This is a genomic window from Streptomyces sp. NPDC008238, assembly GCF_042956445.1.
Lineage (GTDB): Bacteria > Actinomycetota > Actinomycetes > Streptomycetales > Streptomycetaceae > Actinacidiphila.
Genome location: NZ_JBIBGK010000001.1, coordinates 1,005,450 through 1,020,941, shown reverse-complemented (window position 1 = coordinate 1,020,941; position 15,492 = coordinate 1,005,450). Strand labels below are relative to the sequence as shown.

The following is a 15,492-nucleotide window of genomic DNA, read 5'->3' as shown; positions in this document are numbered from 1 at the left end:
TCTACCGTGTGGCCGTCCCCGGGGACCCTCGCGCCCCGACCGTCTCCTCACGGCACTGGAGAGACCGGTATGGCTTTGGACAGAAGGAGCTTCAACCGGCGGCTGCTGGCCGGTGGCGTCGTCGCCGCCACCGGGACGGGCACGCTGGCGGTGGCCTCCGCCCCCACGGCTTCCTCCGCGGAGCCCGCACCGCCCACCGCACCGGCCGGCGGCCAGGTGCGCCACCTCAAGCTCTACGCCGAGACGCTGCCGAACGGGCAGATGGGGTACGGCCTGGAGAAGGGCAAGGCCACCGTGCCGGGTCCGCTGATCGAACTGGTCGAGGGCGACACCCTGCACATCGAGTTCGAGAACGCCTCCGACGTGGACGCCAGCCTCCACGTGCACGGCATGGACTACGACATCTCCAGCGACGGCACGCGGATGACCCGCAGTCACGTGGAGCCGGGCGGCACACGGACGTACACCTGGCGCACCCACGCCCCGGGCCGGCGCAAGGACGGCACCTGGCGGCCGGGCAGCGCGGGCTACTGGCACTACCACGACCACGTCGTGGGCACCGACCACGGAACGGGCGGGATCCGCAAGGGCCTGTACGGGCCGGTGGTCGTGCGGCGTAAGGGCGACATCCTGCCGGACAAGCAGTTCACGATCGTCTTCAACGACATGACCATCAACAACAGGACCGGTGCCGACACCCCGGACTTCGAGGCCACGGTGGGCGACCGCGTCGAGATCATCATGATCACGCACGGCGAGTACTACCACACGTTCCACATGCACGGTCACCGCTGGGCCGACAACAGGACGGGCCTGCTGACCGGCCCGGACGACCCCAGCCGGGTGATCGACAACAAGATCACCGGGCCGGCGGACTCCTTCGGCTTCCAGGTCATCGCCGGTGAACACGTGGGCGCAGGCGCCTGGATGTACCACTGCCACGTCCAGAGCCACTCCGACATGGGGATGGCCGGGCTGTTCCTGGTCGCCAAGCCCGACGGCACGATCCCCGGCTACGAACCGCACCACCCGGACCACGCCGCGGGCGCGGCGAAGTCCGGGAAGAGTGGCGCGAAGACGCCCTCCGGCGGGGAGCACGAGCACCACCACACGGGGTGACGCGCGTCCCGCGGCAGGGTGGTCGGTCCTCCGGTCCGGTCGGCGGTGGGCATCCGCCAATGTGCGGCAGCACACTGGCGGCCGACGGTCCGAAACGGGCAGGCACGTCGGCCGCCGCGTGGTGTCGGTGACCGCCGAGGACGGTACACCGGCAGGGACACCACGATCGCCGGATCAGCTTCCACCCCCCGCAGAGTGGCTGCGGCGGCCAACTCGACCGAGCCCTCCGACAGGCAGACCGCGTCAACGAACGGGCGTCCGGGGGCACCGCGCACGAGGTGCCTGAAGGCCCCGCCACCAGCCAGAACGCTGGATGCGGGGTCTTCGCGCGCGTGCGGACGTAAGTGACGCCCTACAACGACATTCCCGACGTCCGGCCTGCCGGCCGTCCGATCACGAACGGGCCCTGGCGCAGGGACTGTTGCCTACCGTCGATGAAGCCGTACCACATCAGGGCGGACCGGCCCGGGGTGGCCTCCGGCCCGGATCGCCGTCCGGGTCACCGATCCGGTCGGCCAGGGAATGCAACGCCGCGGAAGACGGTGAGCCGGGTGGGGCCGTACAGATGTACAGCCACTGGTCAGGGTCACCGGGAAATACGAGGGTCTCGTAGTCGAGCACGACTTCCCCGAGCAGCGGGTGCCGGTAACGCCTAGTGCCGTGCGAGAACTCCTCCACATCGTGTGCGGACCACCATCGGTCGAAGTCCGCGTCCGTAGCCGACAGGTGGCCGATCAGCTCGTTCAGACGCGGATCATCCGGATTCCGACCCGCGTACAGGTGCAACCCCGCGACGACCATGCGGGCAGCCATTTCCCAGTCGATGAACAACTCACGCGCCGCAGGGTCGAGAAATACAAACATTGCCAAATTGCGTTCGCGGACCGGAATGGCTTCGAAATCGACGAACATGGCCCGTGCCATCCGGTTGAGGGCAAGGACGTCCATGCGGCCGTCAAGGATCATGGCGGGGGTGTCCGCGAGAACCTCGAGCAGAGCGTGTGCACCCGGACGCACTCTCCGCGGAACCTCCGGCCGGCTGGCTCTGACGACGGACCCCGGCCTGGCCAGGTGGAACAGATGCGCGCGCTCCGTGTCGTCCAGGCGCAGAGCCCGGGCCACGGCCTCCAGTACCGCTTCCGAGGCGTTGCCGACCCGCCCGCGTTCCAGGCGAATGTAGTAGTCCACGCTCAACCCGGCCGAGAAGGCGACCTCCTCACGCCGAAGTCCCGGGACACGGCGGCTCGCCCCAGGTACGACCCCGGCCTGCTCGGGAGCCACCCGGGCACGCCGGGACCGCAGAAAATCGCTCAGCTCCTTGTTGTCGCTCGAACTGGACGCTTCCTTGCCCATGTTTCAAGGCTAACGCCCTACCGCCAGCCGGCGAAAGGAAAGCCATCGAAGGAAGTCCCCGAAAGAGCCTCCATTCAACCGGAACCAGCACCCCGGACATTCCCGCCGGCGCCGGCGACAGGGCGGCCACCGCCCGAAGGTCGATCCGCTTGATCCCCGGACATCCCTCGGGGATCTGTCGGCGCGGGACAGGGGGCCTGCCAGTACCCGGACCGGCAGGCCATGTCCGAGCGGGGCCTGCTTGACCCTCCTCGGACACCCCTCCGGCTGGTTCGCTGGAATCGCACGAAGACCGGCTATTCCCCGCGTCGCACGCCTGAAGGGATAAACCGCGATGATAACCACTGAAAAGGCCGAACTCATTGAGCCCCCGAAGCCCCGGGAGATATCCGACTCCGCAATAGCGATGATCGACAGGCGAGGGGCGGTGGTCGCGTGGACGCAAGCGGCTGAGCGGCTTGTCGGCCACCGGGCTGAAGACGTGCTGGGCCAGTCCGCCGCATTCGTGCTGCCGTCCTTCGAGGAGGTCCTGGGAGACTCGGCGTTCGCCGAGCAGTGCCGTGCTCGGGGCGGCTGGTCCGGTACCGCAACGGTCCGCCACCGAGACGGCCACACCCTCAACCTGAGCCTGCGCATCTCCCTGCTCCGGGGGCAGGGCGCCACCCTGCGATGGCTGGTGTCCCTGACCGACATAGACGCACTCTCCTCGGGGACGATCAACGGATCAGTACGACAGTCGCTCCTCATCCGCGCACCCATCGGCATCGTCGTTCACAGCCCGCAACTCCTGTGCACCTGGGTGAACGACGTCATGGAACGTCACGACGGCATTCCCCGCGACCGCCGGTTCGGACGTCGGCTCACCGAATCGATGCCCGGCTTCGACGCCGAACGGCTCGAAGCCGTCATGCGGCAGGTACTGGAGAGCGGCAGCACCGCGGTCCACGAGTACCAGGCGTGGCCGGCGGGCGGTCCGCGCCGCGAGCACGCGTTCTCGGCGTCCTTCTTCTGCCTTCAGGACGCGAAGGGCCGGCCACAGGGAGTCTGCGCGGTGATCGTCGACGTCACCGGAAGCCAGGGCGTCTGTGAGCGCCGTGCGGTTCTCAACGAGGCCAGCACGCGCATCGGCAACTCGCTGGACGTCGTGCAGACCGGGCAGGAACTGGCCGACGTCGCGGTGCCGCTGCTGGCCGACTACGCGATCGTCGACCTCGCGGATTCGGTTCCGTTCGGCGAGGAGCCCTCGGCGCGTTCCGACACCACGAGCGGTCTCCCCCGCGCCTGCCGCCGTGTCGGCCTGGCCTCGATCCACCCGGGAGTCCCGGAGTCGTGGTGGGCGCGCGGCGAGCCCGTTCCGGTTTCACCGGCCTCGCCGTTCGCCGGGGTCCTGCTCACAGGGCGGTCTCACCTTGAAGCCGTGCTGGACACCTCTGCCGGAACATGGATCGACCGTGATCCGTGCCGGGCGGAGAAGATCCGTGAGAACGGGGTGCACTCCCTCATGGTCGTGCCCATTCGCGCGCGACGCTCCATGCTGGGCATGGCCGTCTTCGCACGCACGGAGAACCCGGTGCCGTTCCGGGAGGACGACCTGCTGCTGGCCGAGGAGTTGGTCAGCCGGGCAGCCCTCTCTTTGGACAACGCCCGCCAGTACGCGCGTGAACGCAGCGCGGCCCTGGCGCTCCAACGCAACCTGCTCCCCCGCCGCTTGAGGGGCGGCGCAGCGGTGGAGGCGGCCTCGCGTTACCTCCCAGCCGACATCGATGCCGGCGTCGGGGGTGACTGGTTCGACGTGATCCCGCTCTCCGGCGCCCGAGTGGCCCTCGTCGTCGGCGACGTGGTCGGCCACGGCATCAACGCCGCGGCAACCATGGGCCGGCTCCGTACCGCCGTACACACCCTGGCCGACCTGGAGCTGCCCCCGGACGAGCTGCTGGCCCACCTCGACGACACCGTCCGACGGCTGACCGAGGAGGACGCCGACGCCTCCGACCAGCCTCCCGCGGTCGTCGGCGCCACCTGTCTGTACGCCGTCTACGACCCGGTCACCCGTAAGTGCACCATGGCACGGGCCGGGCACCTGCCGCCCGCGATCATCGACCCGCGGGGCCGGGTCGCCTTCCCCGACCTGCCCACCGGCGCCCCGCTCGGCCTCGGCCTCGGCCTGGTTCCCTTCGGCTCCGTGGAAGTGGAGCTCCCCGAGGGAAGTCTGCTCGCGTTCTACACCGACGGCCTGGTCGAGTCCCGGGACGACGACATCGAGGCGGGAATGCGCCGCCTGGGCTCCGTCCTCTCGCGGTCCGGTCAGTCCCTGGAGGACCTGTGCTCCTCGGTGATCGAGACCTTGCCGACCCAGGCGCCGTCGGACGACGTCACCTTGCTCCTCGTCCGGACCCGCACGCTCAACGCCGCCCAGATCGCCTCCTGGGACCTCCCGGCTGACCCGACGGTCGTCCGGACGGCACGGCACAAGGCCGCCCGGCAACTCAGGGACTGGGGGCTGGACCACCTCGTGCCCAACACGGAACTCATCGTCAGTGAACTGGTCACCAACGCCATCCGCCACGGCGCCGGCCCCATCCGTCTCAGGCTCATCCAGCACGAAGTCCTGACCTGTGAAGTCTTCGACAGCGGCAGTTGCCACCCCCGCCTGCGCCACGCTCGCTTCGTCGACGAGAGCGGCCGTGGCCTGTTCATGATCGCTCAGCTGTCCCACAGGTGGGGCTTTCGGTCCGCGACGGGCGGCAAGCTCGTCTGGGTCGATCAAGACCTGCCCTGCGCGCCCTCGCACGCAGATGATCTGCGTCCACCCCAGGCCGCCGGCGATCACCGAGGTTGCGTCGTGCACGCGGATCACCGACCGCCGGTCGCCCAACCGCGTTAGGACAGCGCTTCGCGCCCCCGTCGCCGTCGCCTCCTACCGACGGCAACGGGGTGTCCCACGGTGCGGTGCCGCTATACGCGCCTGATGACGAGGACGGCCACATCGTCGAGGTGGTCCACCGCGACCGCGGCGTCGAGGATCTGGTCGGCGATCGCATCGGCGTTCAATCCGTCGTGGAGGGCGTGGGCAGCCAGCATCCCGGCCTGCTCCAGGCCGGCGTCCAGCGTCAGGCCCGGCCCTTCGACCACTCCGTCGGTGACCATGACCAGTGCGGTGCCCTCGTCGAGCATGAAGGTCTCCTCGCGGTAGTCCGTTCCCGGCAGGACTCCCAGCACCGGACCGCCCGGCAGCTCGCGGATGGTGCTGCTGCCGTCGTCGCGTACGCACAGCAAGGGCACATGGCCTGCGCTGGCGCCGGTGACCTGCCCTTCTCCTGGACCGATGTACAGCATGGTGCAGCTGGCGAATCGTGCCGCGTTCATGGTGACCAGCAGTTCGTTGGTGCGCGTCAGCACGGTCGCCGGGTCCGGTTCGTGTGAGGCGATCGCGCGGATGGAAGTGCGCACCTGCCCCATGAAGGCGGCGGCATCGACGTCATGCCCTTGGCTGTCGCCGATTTCCAGGGCCACCGCACCGTCGGGCGTCACGAAGGCGTCGTACCAGTCCCCGCCGATGTCGAGCCCGTCCCGGCTCGGCTGGTACCGAGCGGCGACCTCCAAGCCCGGGAGACACTCGGGCAGGGTGGGCAGCATGCTCTGCTGGAGAGCCGCGGCCAACTCGACGCGGGCCTGCTGCAATCGGATGCGTCTGAGTGCCTGCCCCGCCAGGTCCGCCAGAGTGCTCATGAGGGCACGCTCGTCGGGGGGTGAGTGGTGCTCCCTGTCGTAGATCACCGCCCAGGCCCCGAGCGGTTGGTCGCCGACCGGACTGAGGGGAGCGATCGATATCCCGACGAAGGAGTCCAGCCACGGGATGGTGGCGCTCTGCGGCCAGTCGCGAATGAGCTCTTCATGGTTGGGGATGAAATACGGCACGCCGGTTCGGATCGCACAGGTCAGCGGTTGCGGTTGCTCGAGGGACATGCCGTCCATGGCCTCCATCTGCTGCGGATCGACCCTGGCGTCGGAGGAGGCGTGAAGAAGCCCTGTCTCCTGGTCCAGGAGCGTGAGCACGGCTCCCGTGCCCCCGAAGGTGGCGGCGACCCGCGTCAGGACGACCTGCTGCAGTTCCTGCTCGGTGGCTGCGGTGATCAGAGCGGCGGAGAACGCGGCGATCTCGTCGGCACGCTGACGCTCCGCGGACAGCGTGGCCGCCGCTCTCTGCCGACCGGCCTCCAACTTGGTGTCGTCCCGGATCACTCCGAAGATCTGTTCGGGGCCGCCGTAGCCCAACTGGATCCGCCGGATCTGGCAGGCCAGATGCTGCCATCCGTCGCTCCCGGAACGGAACTGCAGGCTGATCCAGGGAGACTGGGTGGCAGTCGACCGTACGAGCCGTCTCAGGACCTCCCGGTCGTCCGGGTGGCACCCCCTGACCACCCTGGACAAGGACGCCTTGGCTTGCGGGAACAGCAGGGCCAGCGCGGGTGCGCCACCCAACCACTCGAGCTCGTTCTCCCGCGGTGAGTACATCCACAGGCCGAGGTCCGCAGCCGCGGCCGCCAGCCTGAACGGGATCAGCAGGCCGCCCGGGTCGTTTCGCGCGTCCACCGAGTGCAACCAGACCAGCCGCTCAGGACCCGCGGGATCGGTCACTGGGCGGGCTTCGATAAGGCTCACCACGGATGCTCTCTCCGGCGCGGAGAACTCCAGCACACGCATCGCGACTGTCTTCGTCGTGGCCCCGATCGTCAGCAGGTTCTCAGCAGACGCCCTCTGGCTCTCGGGCAGCAGATCGGAGAAGTCCCGGCCCACGCACTGCTCGACGGGCGTGCCCAGCGTCGCGGCCATCGGTGCGTTGAGGGAGCGGATGGTGCCGTCCACGGCCAGAAGAGCCGACGGGGTAGCCCATCGAAGGAGGTCGTCCGAGGCGTCCATCAGCGCTCCCTGTCAATCATCGAGCGATGACCCCAATGATCACGATCCATTCTATTCCGCACTTTCATGCCCCATCCGGCGGTACGCCCGTCATGCGCACGGCCGGATCGCCTACGCCTCCCAGGCCTTCGACCGCGTGGCGCAGCGTGTCCCAACCGGCACACAGGGGAGTGAAGCTGCGCCCCGCGGCGCGATCGGCCACCGGACGCGATGCCGTACTGATGGAACGCCGGAAATCACAGGTCACAGCGCCCGCAGTCAGGGAGGCGCAGAGTGATGCGGGCACCGGTGCTCATCGGTGTGCGGGTCCGTCGAGGAGACCTCCCGCTCCGGCAAGGGCCCGACTGCACGAACACCAGGTCAGACGCTGAGCCTCCTGCCACCGCCGGGGCACCCTCGGATGGTCGCCCACGCCGAGAACGCGCCCACCACCGGGAGCCGGGCGCGAACCACACCTGCACCGCGACGGGAATCCCGGACGTCACTTTGTCGATATATGCTCCGCGCGGCCCCACCCGCCAGGGGTCGTGTTCCGGCCCGCGGGCGACGTGCACCAGAGAAGAGAGCCAGGCCTCACATGAACGCAGTGGTCCCCCCGGCGGTCGCGGAGCGGTCCGAGGCCGAGGCGTTGTACCGGTTCGAGACGGAGGTGCCCGGCTCCGTCCGGGCGGCGCTCGGGATGAACGCCGCGCGGATCGGCGGCGGCGTCGTGCTGTCGATGCGCAACGACCCCACCCAGTACTGGAGCAAGGCGCTGGGGTTCGGTGTCTCCGCACCGGTCACGGCCGAGGTGATCCACGAGGTGTGCGACTTCTACCGCGCCGAGGGGACGGCTCAGGCCGTCCTCCAGATCGCGCCCGCCTTCCTCCCGGAGGACTGGGACGACATCTGCGCCCGCGAGGGCATCACGGCGGGCTCGTCCTGGGTGAAGCTGGTCTGCCCCGTCGAGGAGGCCGTGGCCCGCGCGCAGGCGCTGGAGCCGCCCGCCGGGATCCGGGTCGCCCCGGTGGAGGCGGACCGGGCCCAGGAGTGGGGCGCGGTGGTGACCCGTGCGTTCGGCATGCCCGAGGAGCACTACGCCCAGATGACCGCCGCCTCGGCGGGACGGCTCGGGTGGCATCCGTTCGCGGCCCTGCTGGACGGGGAGATCGTCGGCACGGGCACGATGCACGCCAGTGGTGACGCGGCCCAGTTCTTCGCCGGCGCGGTGCTGCCGCACGCCCGCAAGCGCGGCGGGCAGACCGCCCTGCTGGCCGCCCGGGCCCTGAAGGCCCGGGACCTCGGCTGCCGTGTGCTGGTCGCAGAGACCGGAGCCGAGGCACCCGGCACCCACAACTCCTCGCTGCACAACATGCTCCGGCTCGGCTTCCAGGTGGCCTACGAGCGCCGCAACTGGGTCTGGCGGTCATCGACCGGGGCGTGACACGGCGCGGACGGTCGCGACGCGTCCGCCGTCCCTGCGGCGCAGCGGTCCCCCGGGCACGACGATGGGAGGACCGGGTCCGTCGAGGGGACGGATCCGGCCTCTCCACGGAAGGCCCCCCATGCCTCATGCCCAGGCAGACCGCACCCCCGCCGCACTGATCACCGGCGCGTCCTCGGGGATCGGGCGCTGCTACGCCGAGCAGCTGGCCCGGCGCGGCTACGCGCCGGTCCTGGTCGCCCGCCGCGCCGACCGGCTGGCCGCGCTCGCCGCGTCCGTCCACCGGGAGACCGGCCTCGAGGCGACCGTCCTCGCCGCCGACCTCGCCGACCCGGACGGCCTCGCGCGGGTGGAGCGGGCGGTCCTCGACCACGAGCACCTCGCCGTCGTCGTCAACGCGGCCGGCCTCGGGGCCCTCGGGCCGCTGCGCGAGGCGGCGCCCGCGGACCTGGACCGGCTCGTGGCGGTGAACGTGCTCGCGCTGACCCGGCTGTCCCGGGCGGCGCTGCTCTCCTTCGGCCGGCACGGCTCGGGAACGTTGATCAACCTGTCGTCGATCGGCGCGTTCCACGCGCCGCCCGGGGGCACCGCTTACGCCGCGAGCAAGGCCTACGACCTGCATTTCTCGCGGGCCCTGCAAAGAGAGGTGGAGGGCAGCGGCATCCGTGTGCAGGTCGTCCTGCCGGGTCCGGTGCGCACCGAGTTCTTCGAGGCCTCCGGCGTGGACTCCGCGATGTTCCCGCAGGAGTCGTTCGTCGACGCCGACGACTTCGTCCGCGCCGCGCTGGTGGGCCTGGACATGGGCGAACTCGTCTGCATCCCCACCCTGCCCGACATGACCCCCTGGGAGGACGAGGCGGCGCGCGGGCAGGCCCTGCGGAACGCCGCCGGCCTGCGCGGCGTGATCAGCGACCGTTACACCCGGCCCTGACCCGCGGGCCCGCCCGCCCGGACGTCACGGGGCGCCGGACGCCGCGTCCAGCCGGGCGCGCAGGGCCTCGGCGATCTCTCCCGCGGCGGCCGTCTGCTCCGGCGTGAGGGCGTCGACAAACATCTCCCGGACGGCGCCGAGGTGCGGCAGCGTGGCGTGCCGGAAGGCCCGGGCGCCGTCGTCGGTGCGGACGGCCTCGGCGCCGCGGTTGTCCGTGGTGCACTCCACCCGCCGGATCAGCCCGCGGCGTTCCATGCGGCCGAGGTGGTGCGACAGGCGGCTGCGTTCCCAGCCGATCGCCGCCGCCAGCTCGGAGGAGCGCAGGCGGTGCCCCTCGGCCTCGTGCAGCGCGAGCAGGACCGCGTAGTCCCCGGGGGACAGCGCGGAGTCGGCCTGCAGGCGCGACGCCAGGTGGGCGCGGAGCCGTTCGGTGGTCTCGATGAAGTCGCGCCAGATCCGGAGTTCTTCGGTGGTGGGCAAAGGCCCGTGTCCGCGTCCCATGAGCACCCCTCTGTTTGACATGTCAATCATATCGATGCATGCTTGACGTGTCAATCACTTGGCCGCCGGACGCGGAACCGTTCCGGAGGCGGGAGGAGGGGACCATGCAGCCCACTGCCTTCGAACTGGGTCTGAACTCGTTCGGAGAGATCGCGACCGACGACGGCCGCGTCCTGAGCGACGCCGAGACCGTCCGGCTGCTCGTCGAGGAGGCCGCGCTCGCCGACGCCGCGGGGGTCGACGTCTTCAGCGTCGGCGAGCACTACCGGCCCGGACACATGGACACCGCCACCCCCGTCCTCCTGTCGGCGATGGCCACCGCCACCGAGCGCATCAGGCTCGGCACCTCGGTCACCGTGCTCAGCACCAACGACCCCGTGCGGCTGTACCACGCGTTCTCCACCCTGGACGCCGTGTCGGGCGGCCGCGCCCAGCTCGTCCTCGGACGGGCCTCGGTCACCGAGTCGTTCGCCCTGTTCGGCCACGACGTCTCCGACTACGACCGGCTCTTCGACGAGAAGCTCGAACTGTTCATGCGCCTGCAGCGGGAGGAGGAGGTCACCTGGTCCGGGACCGTCCGGACCCCGCTGGCCGGCCAGCTCCTGCGGCCGCGCATGCGCGAGGGCGGCATCCCCACCTGGATCGGCGTCGGCGGCAGCCCCAACTCCACCCTCCGCGCGGCCCGTTACGGCCTGCCGCTGATGCTGGCGATCATCGGCGGCCGCCCGCAGCGGTTCGCCGGACACGTGGACCTCTTCCACCGCGGCCTCCAGCAGGCCGGGCACCCCGCCCAGCCCGTCGGCCAGCACTCCCTGGGCCTCGTCGCGGACACCGACGAGGAGGCCGTCGAGACCTGGTGGCGGTACTGGCAGCCGGTCATGACCGCGCTCTCCGAGGAACGCGGCTTCTACGCGCCCACGTACGAGCGCTACCTGGCGGAGGTCGCCGACGGCGCGCTCTTCGTCGGCTCCCCCGCCACCGTGGCGCACAAGATCGCCCGGGTCGCCCGCGACCTCCACCTGAACCGCTTCGACCTGAAGTACGACATCATGCACCTGCCCCGCCAGGCCCGCGCCCGCACGATCGAACTGCTGGGCCGGGAAGTGGCGCCGATGGTGCGCGAACTGCTCACGAAGGAACCCGCTGATGTCTGACCTCGTCTTCGGCCTCGACACGTTCGGCGACGTACCGGTGGACGACACCGGCGCCCCCGTCTCCCACGCGGCCGCCATCCGGCAGGTACTCGACGAGGCCGTGTTGGCCGACCGGATCGGCGTCGACGCCATCGCGCTCGGCGAGCACCACCGCCCCGAGTACTCGGTGTCGACCCCGGAGACCGTGCTCGCCGGGATCGCCACCCGCACCGAGCGGATCAAGCTCGGCTCCGGGGTGACCGTCCTCAGCTCCGACGACCCCGTCCGCGTCTTCCAGCGCTTCTCGACCGTCGACGCCCTCTCCAACGGGCGGGCCGAGGTGATCCTGGGCCGCGGCTCCTTCACCGAGTCCTTCCCGCTGTTCGGTTACGACCTCAGCGACTACGACGTGCTCTTCGAGGAGAAGATCGAGCTCTTCGCGAAGCTCCTCGACGAGGAGCCGGTGACCTGGAGCGGCACCACACGGGCGCCGCTGAAGGACGCCGACGTCTTCCCGAAGACCGAGTCGGGCCGACTCACGACCTGGGTCGGCGTGGGCGGCTCGCCGCAGTCGGTCGTCCGCACCGCGCGCTACGGCTTCCCGCTGATGCTCGCCATCATCGGCGGCGCCCCCACGCGCTTCGCGCCGTACATCGACCTGTACCGGCGGGCGGCGGAGCAGTTCGGCACGACCGCCCACCCGGTGGGCATGCACTCCCCCGGCTTCGTCGCGGACACCGACGAGGAGGCCCGGGAGGGGTTCTGGCCCGGCTACAAGGTGATGCGCGACCGCATCGGCAAGCTGCGCGGCTGGCCGCCGGTCCGCCGCGAGGAGTTCGACGCCGAGATCGAGCACGGCTCCATGTACGTCGGGTCGCCCGAGACCGTGGCCCGCAAGATCGCGGCGGCCGTCGGGGACCTCGGGGTCGGCCGGTTCGACCTGATCTACACCGTGGGCCCCCAGCCGGTCGGACCCCGCATGCGCGCCGTGGAGCTCTACGGCACGAAGGTCATCCCCATGGTCCGCGACATCCTCGCGGGCTGACCCCGACGCCCACACCCACGCAGGAACGGAACGGAGACGACATGGACACCGAGGGCGTGCGCACGATCGGCATCCTGGGCGCGGGCAAGGTCGGGACCGTGCTGGCCCGGCTGGCCCTGGCCGCGGGCCACCGCGTGCTGGTCGCGGGCTCGGGCGACCCCGCGGCCATCGCGCTCACGGTGGAGGTCCTCACCCCGGGCGCGGTCGCGGTGACCGCCGCCGAGGCCGCGGAACGGGCGGACATCGCGGTCCTCGCCCTCCCCCTGGGCAAGTACCGCGGCATCCCGGCCGAGCCGCTGCGCGGCAAGCTCGTGATCGACGCGATGAACTACTGGTGGGAGGTCGACGGCATACGCGACGACCTCACCGACCCGCGCACGTCGTCGAGCGAGACCGTGCAGGCCTTCCTGCCGGGGTCGCGCGTGGTGAAGGCCTTCAACCACATGGGCTACCACGACCTGGAGGACGGCGCCCGGCCCGCCGGGACGCCCGGGCGCAAGGCGATCGCCATCGCCGGCGACGATCCCGGCGACCTCGCCGAGGTGGCCCGCCTCGTGGACGCGCTCGGCTTCGACCCCGTCGTCGCCGGCCCCCTCGCCGAGGGCGTCCGTCTGGAACCGGGCACCGAGCCCTTCGGCGCCAACGTCGACGGCACCGAACTGCGTGCCATGCTCGACCGCTTCCCGCAGACCGATCGCGGACGGACCGTGGCCGAGGCGCGCGTGTAGCGGCCGGGGACGGGCGGGCCCGGGCAGGAGGTCGTGTTCCCCCGCCTGGGCCCGCCGTTGTCGGACCCGCGTGACAGGATCCCGGCCATGGACCACGACACCGTCTTCGCCGGCCTGGACCGGATCGCCTGGCCGGAGCTGCACCACGCCTTCGGCCCCGCCGAAGACGTCCCCGGCCTGCTGCGGGCGTTGACGTCCGCGGACCAGGAGACCGCGGACGAGGCCGCGGAGGAGCTGTGGGACAGCCTCGTGCACCAGGGCACGGTGTACCGGGCGACGGTGCCGGCCGTGCCCTTCCTGGTGCGTCTCGCCGTGGCGGGTGTGCGGCGCGCGGAGTTGCTGTGCATGGTGGGCGCGGTGGCCGAGAGCGCGGACGAGTACGATCCGGAACGGCCCGGCGCCGCGCATGCCGCCGTCGTCGAGCAACTTCCTCTGCTGCTCCCCCTGTTGTCGGACGACGACGCCGAGAGCCGGCGGTGGGCGGCGTGGGTGGTCGCCCGGTGCGGGCCGGAGGCCGCGGCGCATCGTGGGAGCGGGCGTCCAGGTCGACATGATCCGTGACGACGAGGAGTTCCGCGCCGCCGCCCGCGCCCCCCTGGCGGTTCTGACGGCCTGACGCCGGGGTTCACAGGAACAACGACATCGGCAGGAGCAGCAGGAGGGCGACGACCGACGCGACGGAGACGCCGAGCGTGCAGTTCTTGAGCGTGCCGCGGGTGGTCTGGCCCATCAGGGACTGGAGCAGCCAGAAGGTGTTGCTCGTGACGTGCACCGCTAACAGCGACCCCGCGCCGATGGCCAGCGCGACCAGCACCGGTTCGATGCCGAGGCCGTGGGCGACGGGGGCGAGGACGCCGGCCGTGGTGATGGCGGAGATGGTCACCGAGCCGACGGCGAGGTGGAGCGCGGCGGCGACGGCCCAGACCAGCAGCAGCGGTGCGATGTGACCGCCGGTGGTGAAGGAGCCGCGCAGGATGCCGCCGAGGCCGGACGCGGCCACGACGGCGGCGAGCGAGCCGCCCACCGCGGTCAGGACGAGGATCTGGCCGCTGTCCTTGAAGCCGCGGACGAGGGCGCGTTCCACGCGTTCGCGGCCGACGGTGAACCGTGCGACGAGCAGCGTTCCGGCGAGCCCGGTGAGCAGCGCCACCACCGGGCTGGAGACGAAGGTCAGCACCGGGCTGCGGGTGTGGGTGGCCTGGGCGACCGCGCCGCCGCCGATCAGCAGCAGGGCGGTCACGAGCGGGGCGAACCGTACGAGCAGGCTCGACTCCCTCCCTGCGCCGGCCGGGGGCGGGCCGGCCACGGGTGCCGTCCGCGGCCCCGGGGCGGGACGGTGCCTCAGGAGGCGGCCGGTCCCGGGGCGCGCTCGTGCTGGGGCGGGGGCACCGGCCACGGCGACGACCGGGACGGGGCGGACCCGCGCCGCTTCAGCCGGACGCGCCGTCCCCGGCTCCGGCTCGGACTCCGGCTCCGGCTCGTTCGCCGGCCGCGCGGTCTCCGTCCCGGCACCCGTCCCCGTACCGGCGCCGACGGCGGCGTCCTCGTCGGTGGCGCTGTTCCAGAGCCCCCGCCGGAACAGGAAGGACATGATCGTCACCGACACGAGGACGGTGGGGACGATCAGCACCAGCCCCCACAGCAGCATCGTGCCCAGGGGTACGTGCAGCAGCGCCGCCAGGGCCAGCGCGCCGACACCGGGCACCATGAGGACGATGCCGCTCTCGAGGCCGATCGCCAGGGCGGCTCCCATGCGGGCGGAACCGAGCGGACCGAGCCTGCGGGAGGCGGTACGGGCCAGCGGCGCGCAGATGACCAGGAGCACGTCCAGGTAGATGGCCTGCAGCAGGGTGCCGATGGTGAGCGCCATGGAGTGCGGGAAGCGCCGTGGGCCGAAGACGCGCAGAAGGCGGTCGACGAGCTGCTCGACGGCGCCCATCTCCTGGAGGACCGCGCCCATGAGGACGCCGAAGGCGATCAGCAGACCGACCTCCGCCATGATGTCGCCGAAGCCGGTGGTGATGGTCCTGATCGTCCGGGTCACCCCGAGGCCGGTCGCGAGGCCGAGGTAGAGCGACCCCACCACCAGGGAGATCACCGGGTTCACACGGAAGCGGACGATCAGCGCGACGATGCCGACGATCGCCACGGCGGTGTTGGCCAGTACGGGGACTTCGGACATCCGCGCTCCCTTGCACACACGGCGCCGGGAGGCGAGTACGGGCAGGCGCCCCATCGCGGTGCGGAAGCGGGCTCGTCCAGGACCGGCTCTGAGTGAGACGGCAACTCATCATGAGGGTACTCCGCCGCTCCGGCACCTGCACACGCATGCGACACCC

At 71.2% G+C, this 15,492-nt stretch carries 12 protein-coding genes; 8 read left to right on the top strand and 4 right to left on the bottom strand.

The genetic code is table 11. The features are described 5' to 3' along the window. Positions 1-75: 75 nt before the first annotated feature. Positions 76-1,119, top strand: a complete 1,044-nt coding sequence (locus ACFZAU_RS04560) for a multicopper oxidase domain-containing protein (RefSeq protein WP_500551124.1) — start codon at positions 76-78, stop codon at positions 1,117-1,119. A 450-nt stretch (positions 1,120-1,569) separates the two neighbouring features. Here ACFZAU_RS04560 and ACFZAU_RS04555 read toward each other — a convergent pair whose 3' ends face one another. Then, entirely contained in the window at positions 1,570-2,472 is a 903-nt protein-coding gene (locus ACFZAU_RS04555; protein WP_500551051.1) for a helix-turn-helix transcriptional regulator, read from the bottom strand. Between the two features lie 334 nt (positions 2,473-2,806). On the opposite strand from ACFZAU_RS04555, the gene ACFZAU_RS04550 reads away from it, so the two are divergent. Further along, positions 2,807-5,356, top strand: coding sequence for a SpoIIE family protein phosphatase (locus ACFZAU_RS04550; RefSeq protein ID WP_500551050.1), 2,550 nt, complete (start codon positions 2,807-2,809; stop codon positions 5,354-5,356). Between the two features lie 71 nt (positions 5,357-5,427). Here the strand turns inward: ACFZAU_RS04550 and ACFZAU_RS04545 are convergent, their stop codons facing one another. Beyond that, positions 5,428-7,392, bottom strand: coding sequence for a SpoIIE family protein phosphatase (locus ACFZAU_RS04545; protein WP_500551049.1), 1,965 nt, complete (start codon positions 7,390-7,392; stop codon positions 5,428-5,430). A gap of 577 nt (positions 7,393-7,969) precedes the next feature. Here ACFZAU_RS04545 and ACFZAU_RS04540 point away from each other — a divergent pair. Both ACFZAU_RS04540 and ACFZAU_RS04535 read left to right on the top strand, forming a co-directional pair. Then, a complete protein-coding gene (locus ACFZAU_RS04540) occupies positions 7,970-8,815 on the top strand; it encodes a GNAT family N-acetyltransferase (RefSeq protein WP_500551048.1) in 846 nt (281 codons plus the stop codon). A 121-nt stretch (positions 8,816-8,936) separates the two neighbouring features. Then, positions 8,937-9,746, top strand: coding sequence for an SDR family NAD(P)-dependent oxidoreductase (locus tag ACFZAU_RS04535; RefSeq protein WP_500551047.1), 810 nt, complete (start codon positions 8,937-8,939; stop codon positions 9,744-9,746). 24 nt (positions 9,747-9,770) lie between these two features. Here ACFZAU_RS04535 and ACFZAU_RS04530 read toward each other — a convergent pair whose 3' ends face one another. Then, positions 9,771-10,226, bottom strand: a complete 456-nt coding sequence (locus ACFZAU_RS04530; protein ID WP_499601147.1) for a MarR family winged helix-turn-helix transcriptional regulator — start codon at positions 10,224-10,226, stop codon at positions 9,771-9,773. 125 nt (positions 10,227-10,351) lie between these two features. Between ACFZAU_RS04530 and ACFZAU_RS04525 the strand changes: the two genes are divergently transcribed. From ACFZAU_RS04525 to ACFZAU_RS04510, 4 genes are all read left to right on the top strand, one after another. After that, the gene (locus ACFZAU_RS04525; RefSeq protein ID WP_500551046.1) at positions 10,352-11,401 is read left to right on the top strand and encodes an LLM class flavin-dependent oxidoreductase; all 1,050 of its coding nucleotides are present in this window, start codon (positions 10,352-10,354) and stop codon (positions 11,399-11,401) included. Beyond that, positions 11,394-12,425, top strand: a complete 1,032-nt coding sequence (locus ACFZAU_RS04520; RefSeq protein WP_500551045.1) for an LLM class flavin-dependent oxidoreductase — start codon at positions 11,394-11,396, stop codon at positions 12,423-12,425. Before ACFZAU_RS04525 ends, ACFZAU_RS04520 begins: the two co-directional genes overlap by 8 nt. 41 nt (positions 12,426-12,466) lie before the next feature. Further along, positions 12,467-13,153, top strand: coding sequence for an NADPH-dependent F420 reductase (locus ACFZAU_RS04515; protein ID WP_500551044.1), 687 nt, complete (start codon positions 12,467-12,469; stop codon positions 13,151-13,153). An 87-nt stretch (positions 13,154-13,240) separates the two neighbouring features. Continuing rightward, positions 13,241-13,714, top strand: a complete 474-nt coding sequence (locus ACFZAU_RS04510; RefSeq protein ID WP_500551043.1) for a hypothetical protein — start codon at positions 13,241-13,243, stop codon at positions 13,712-13,714. A 64-nt stretch (positions 13,715-13,778) separates the two neighbouring features. On the opposite strand, the gene ACFZAU_RS04505 is transcribed toward ACFZAU_RS04510, so the two are convergent. Further along, the gene (locus tag ACFZAU_RS04505; RefSeq protein WP_500551042.1) at positions 13,779-15,335 is read right to left on the bottom strand and encodes a GntP family permease; all 1,557 of its coding nucleotides are present in this window, start codon (positions 15,333-15,335) and stop codon (positions 13,779-13,781) included. Between the last annotated feature and the right edge of the window lie 157 nt (positions 15,336-15,492).

Coding starts and splice junctions, on each gene's coding strand:
- ACFZAU_RS04550 (WP_500551050.1), top strand. CDS start 2,807: ATGATAACCACTGAAAAGGCCGAACTCATTGAGCCCCCGAAGCCCCGG.
- ACFZAU_RS04555 (WP_500551051.1), bottom strand. CDS start 2,472: ATGGGCAAGGAAGCGTCCAGTTCGAGCGACAACAAGGAGCTGAGCGAT.
- ACFZAU_RS04505 (WP_500551042.1), bottom strand. CDS start 15,335: ATGTCCGAAGTCCCCGTACTGGCCAACACCGCCGTGGCGATCGTCGGC.
- ACFZAU_RS04540 (WP_500551048.1), top strand. CDS start 7,970: ATGAACGCAGTGGTCCCCCCGGCGGTCGCGGAGCGGTCCGAGGCCGAG.
- ACFZAU_RS04545 (WP_500551049.1), bottom strand. CDS start 7,392: ATGGACGCCTCGGACGACCTCCTTCGATGGGCTACCCCGTCGGCTCTT.
- ACFZAU_RS04510 (WP_500551043.1), top strand. CDS start 13,241: ATGGACCACGACACCGTCTTCGCCGGCCTGGACCGGATCGCCTGGCCG.
- ACFZAU_RS04525 (WP_500551046.1), top strand. CDS start 10,352: ATGCAGCCCACTGCCTTCGAACTGGGTCTGAACTCGTTCGGAGAGATC.
- ACFZAU_RS04520 (WP_500551045.1), top strand. CDS start 11,394: ATGTCTGACCTCGTCTTCGGCCTCGACACGTTCGGCGACGTACCGGTG.
- ACFZAU_RS04515 (WP_500551044.1), top strand. CDS start 12,467: ATGGACACCGAGGGCGTGCGCACGATCGGCATCCTGGGCGCGGGCAAG.
- ACFZAU_RS04535 (WP_500551047.1), top strand. CDS start 8,937: ATGCCTCATGCCCAGGCAGACCGCACCCCCGCCGCACTGATCACCGGC.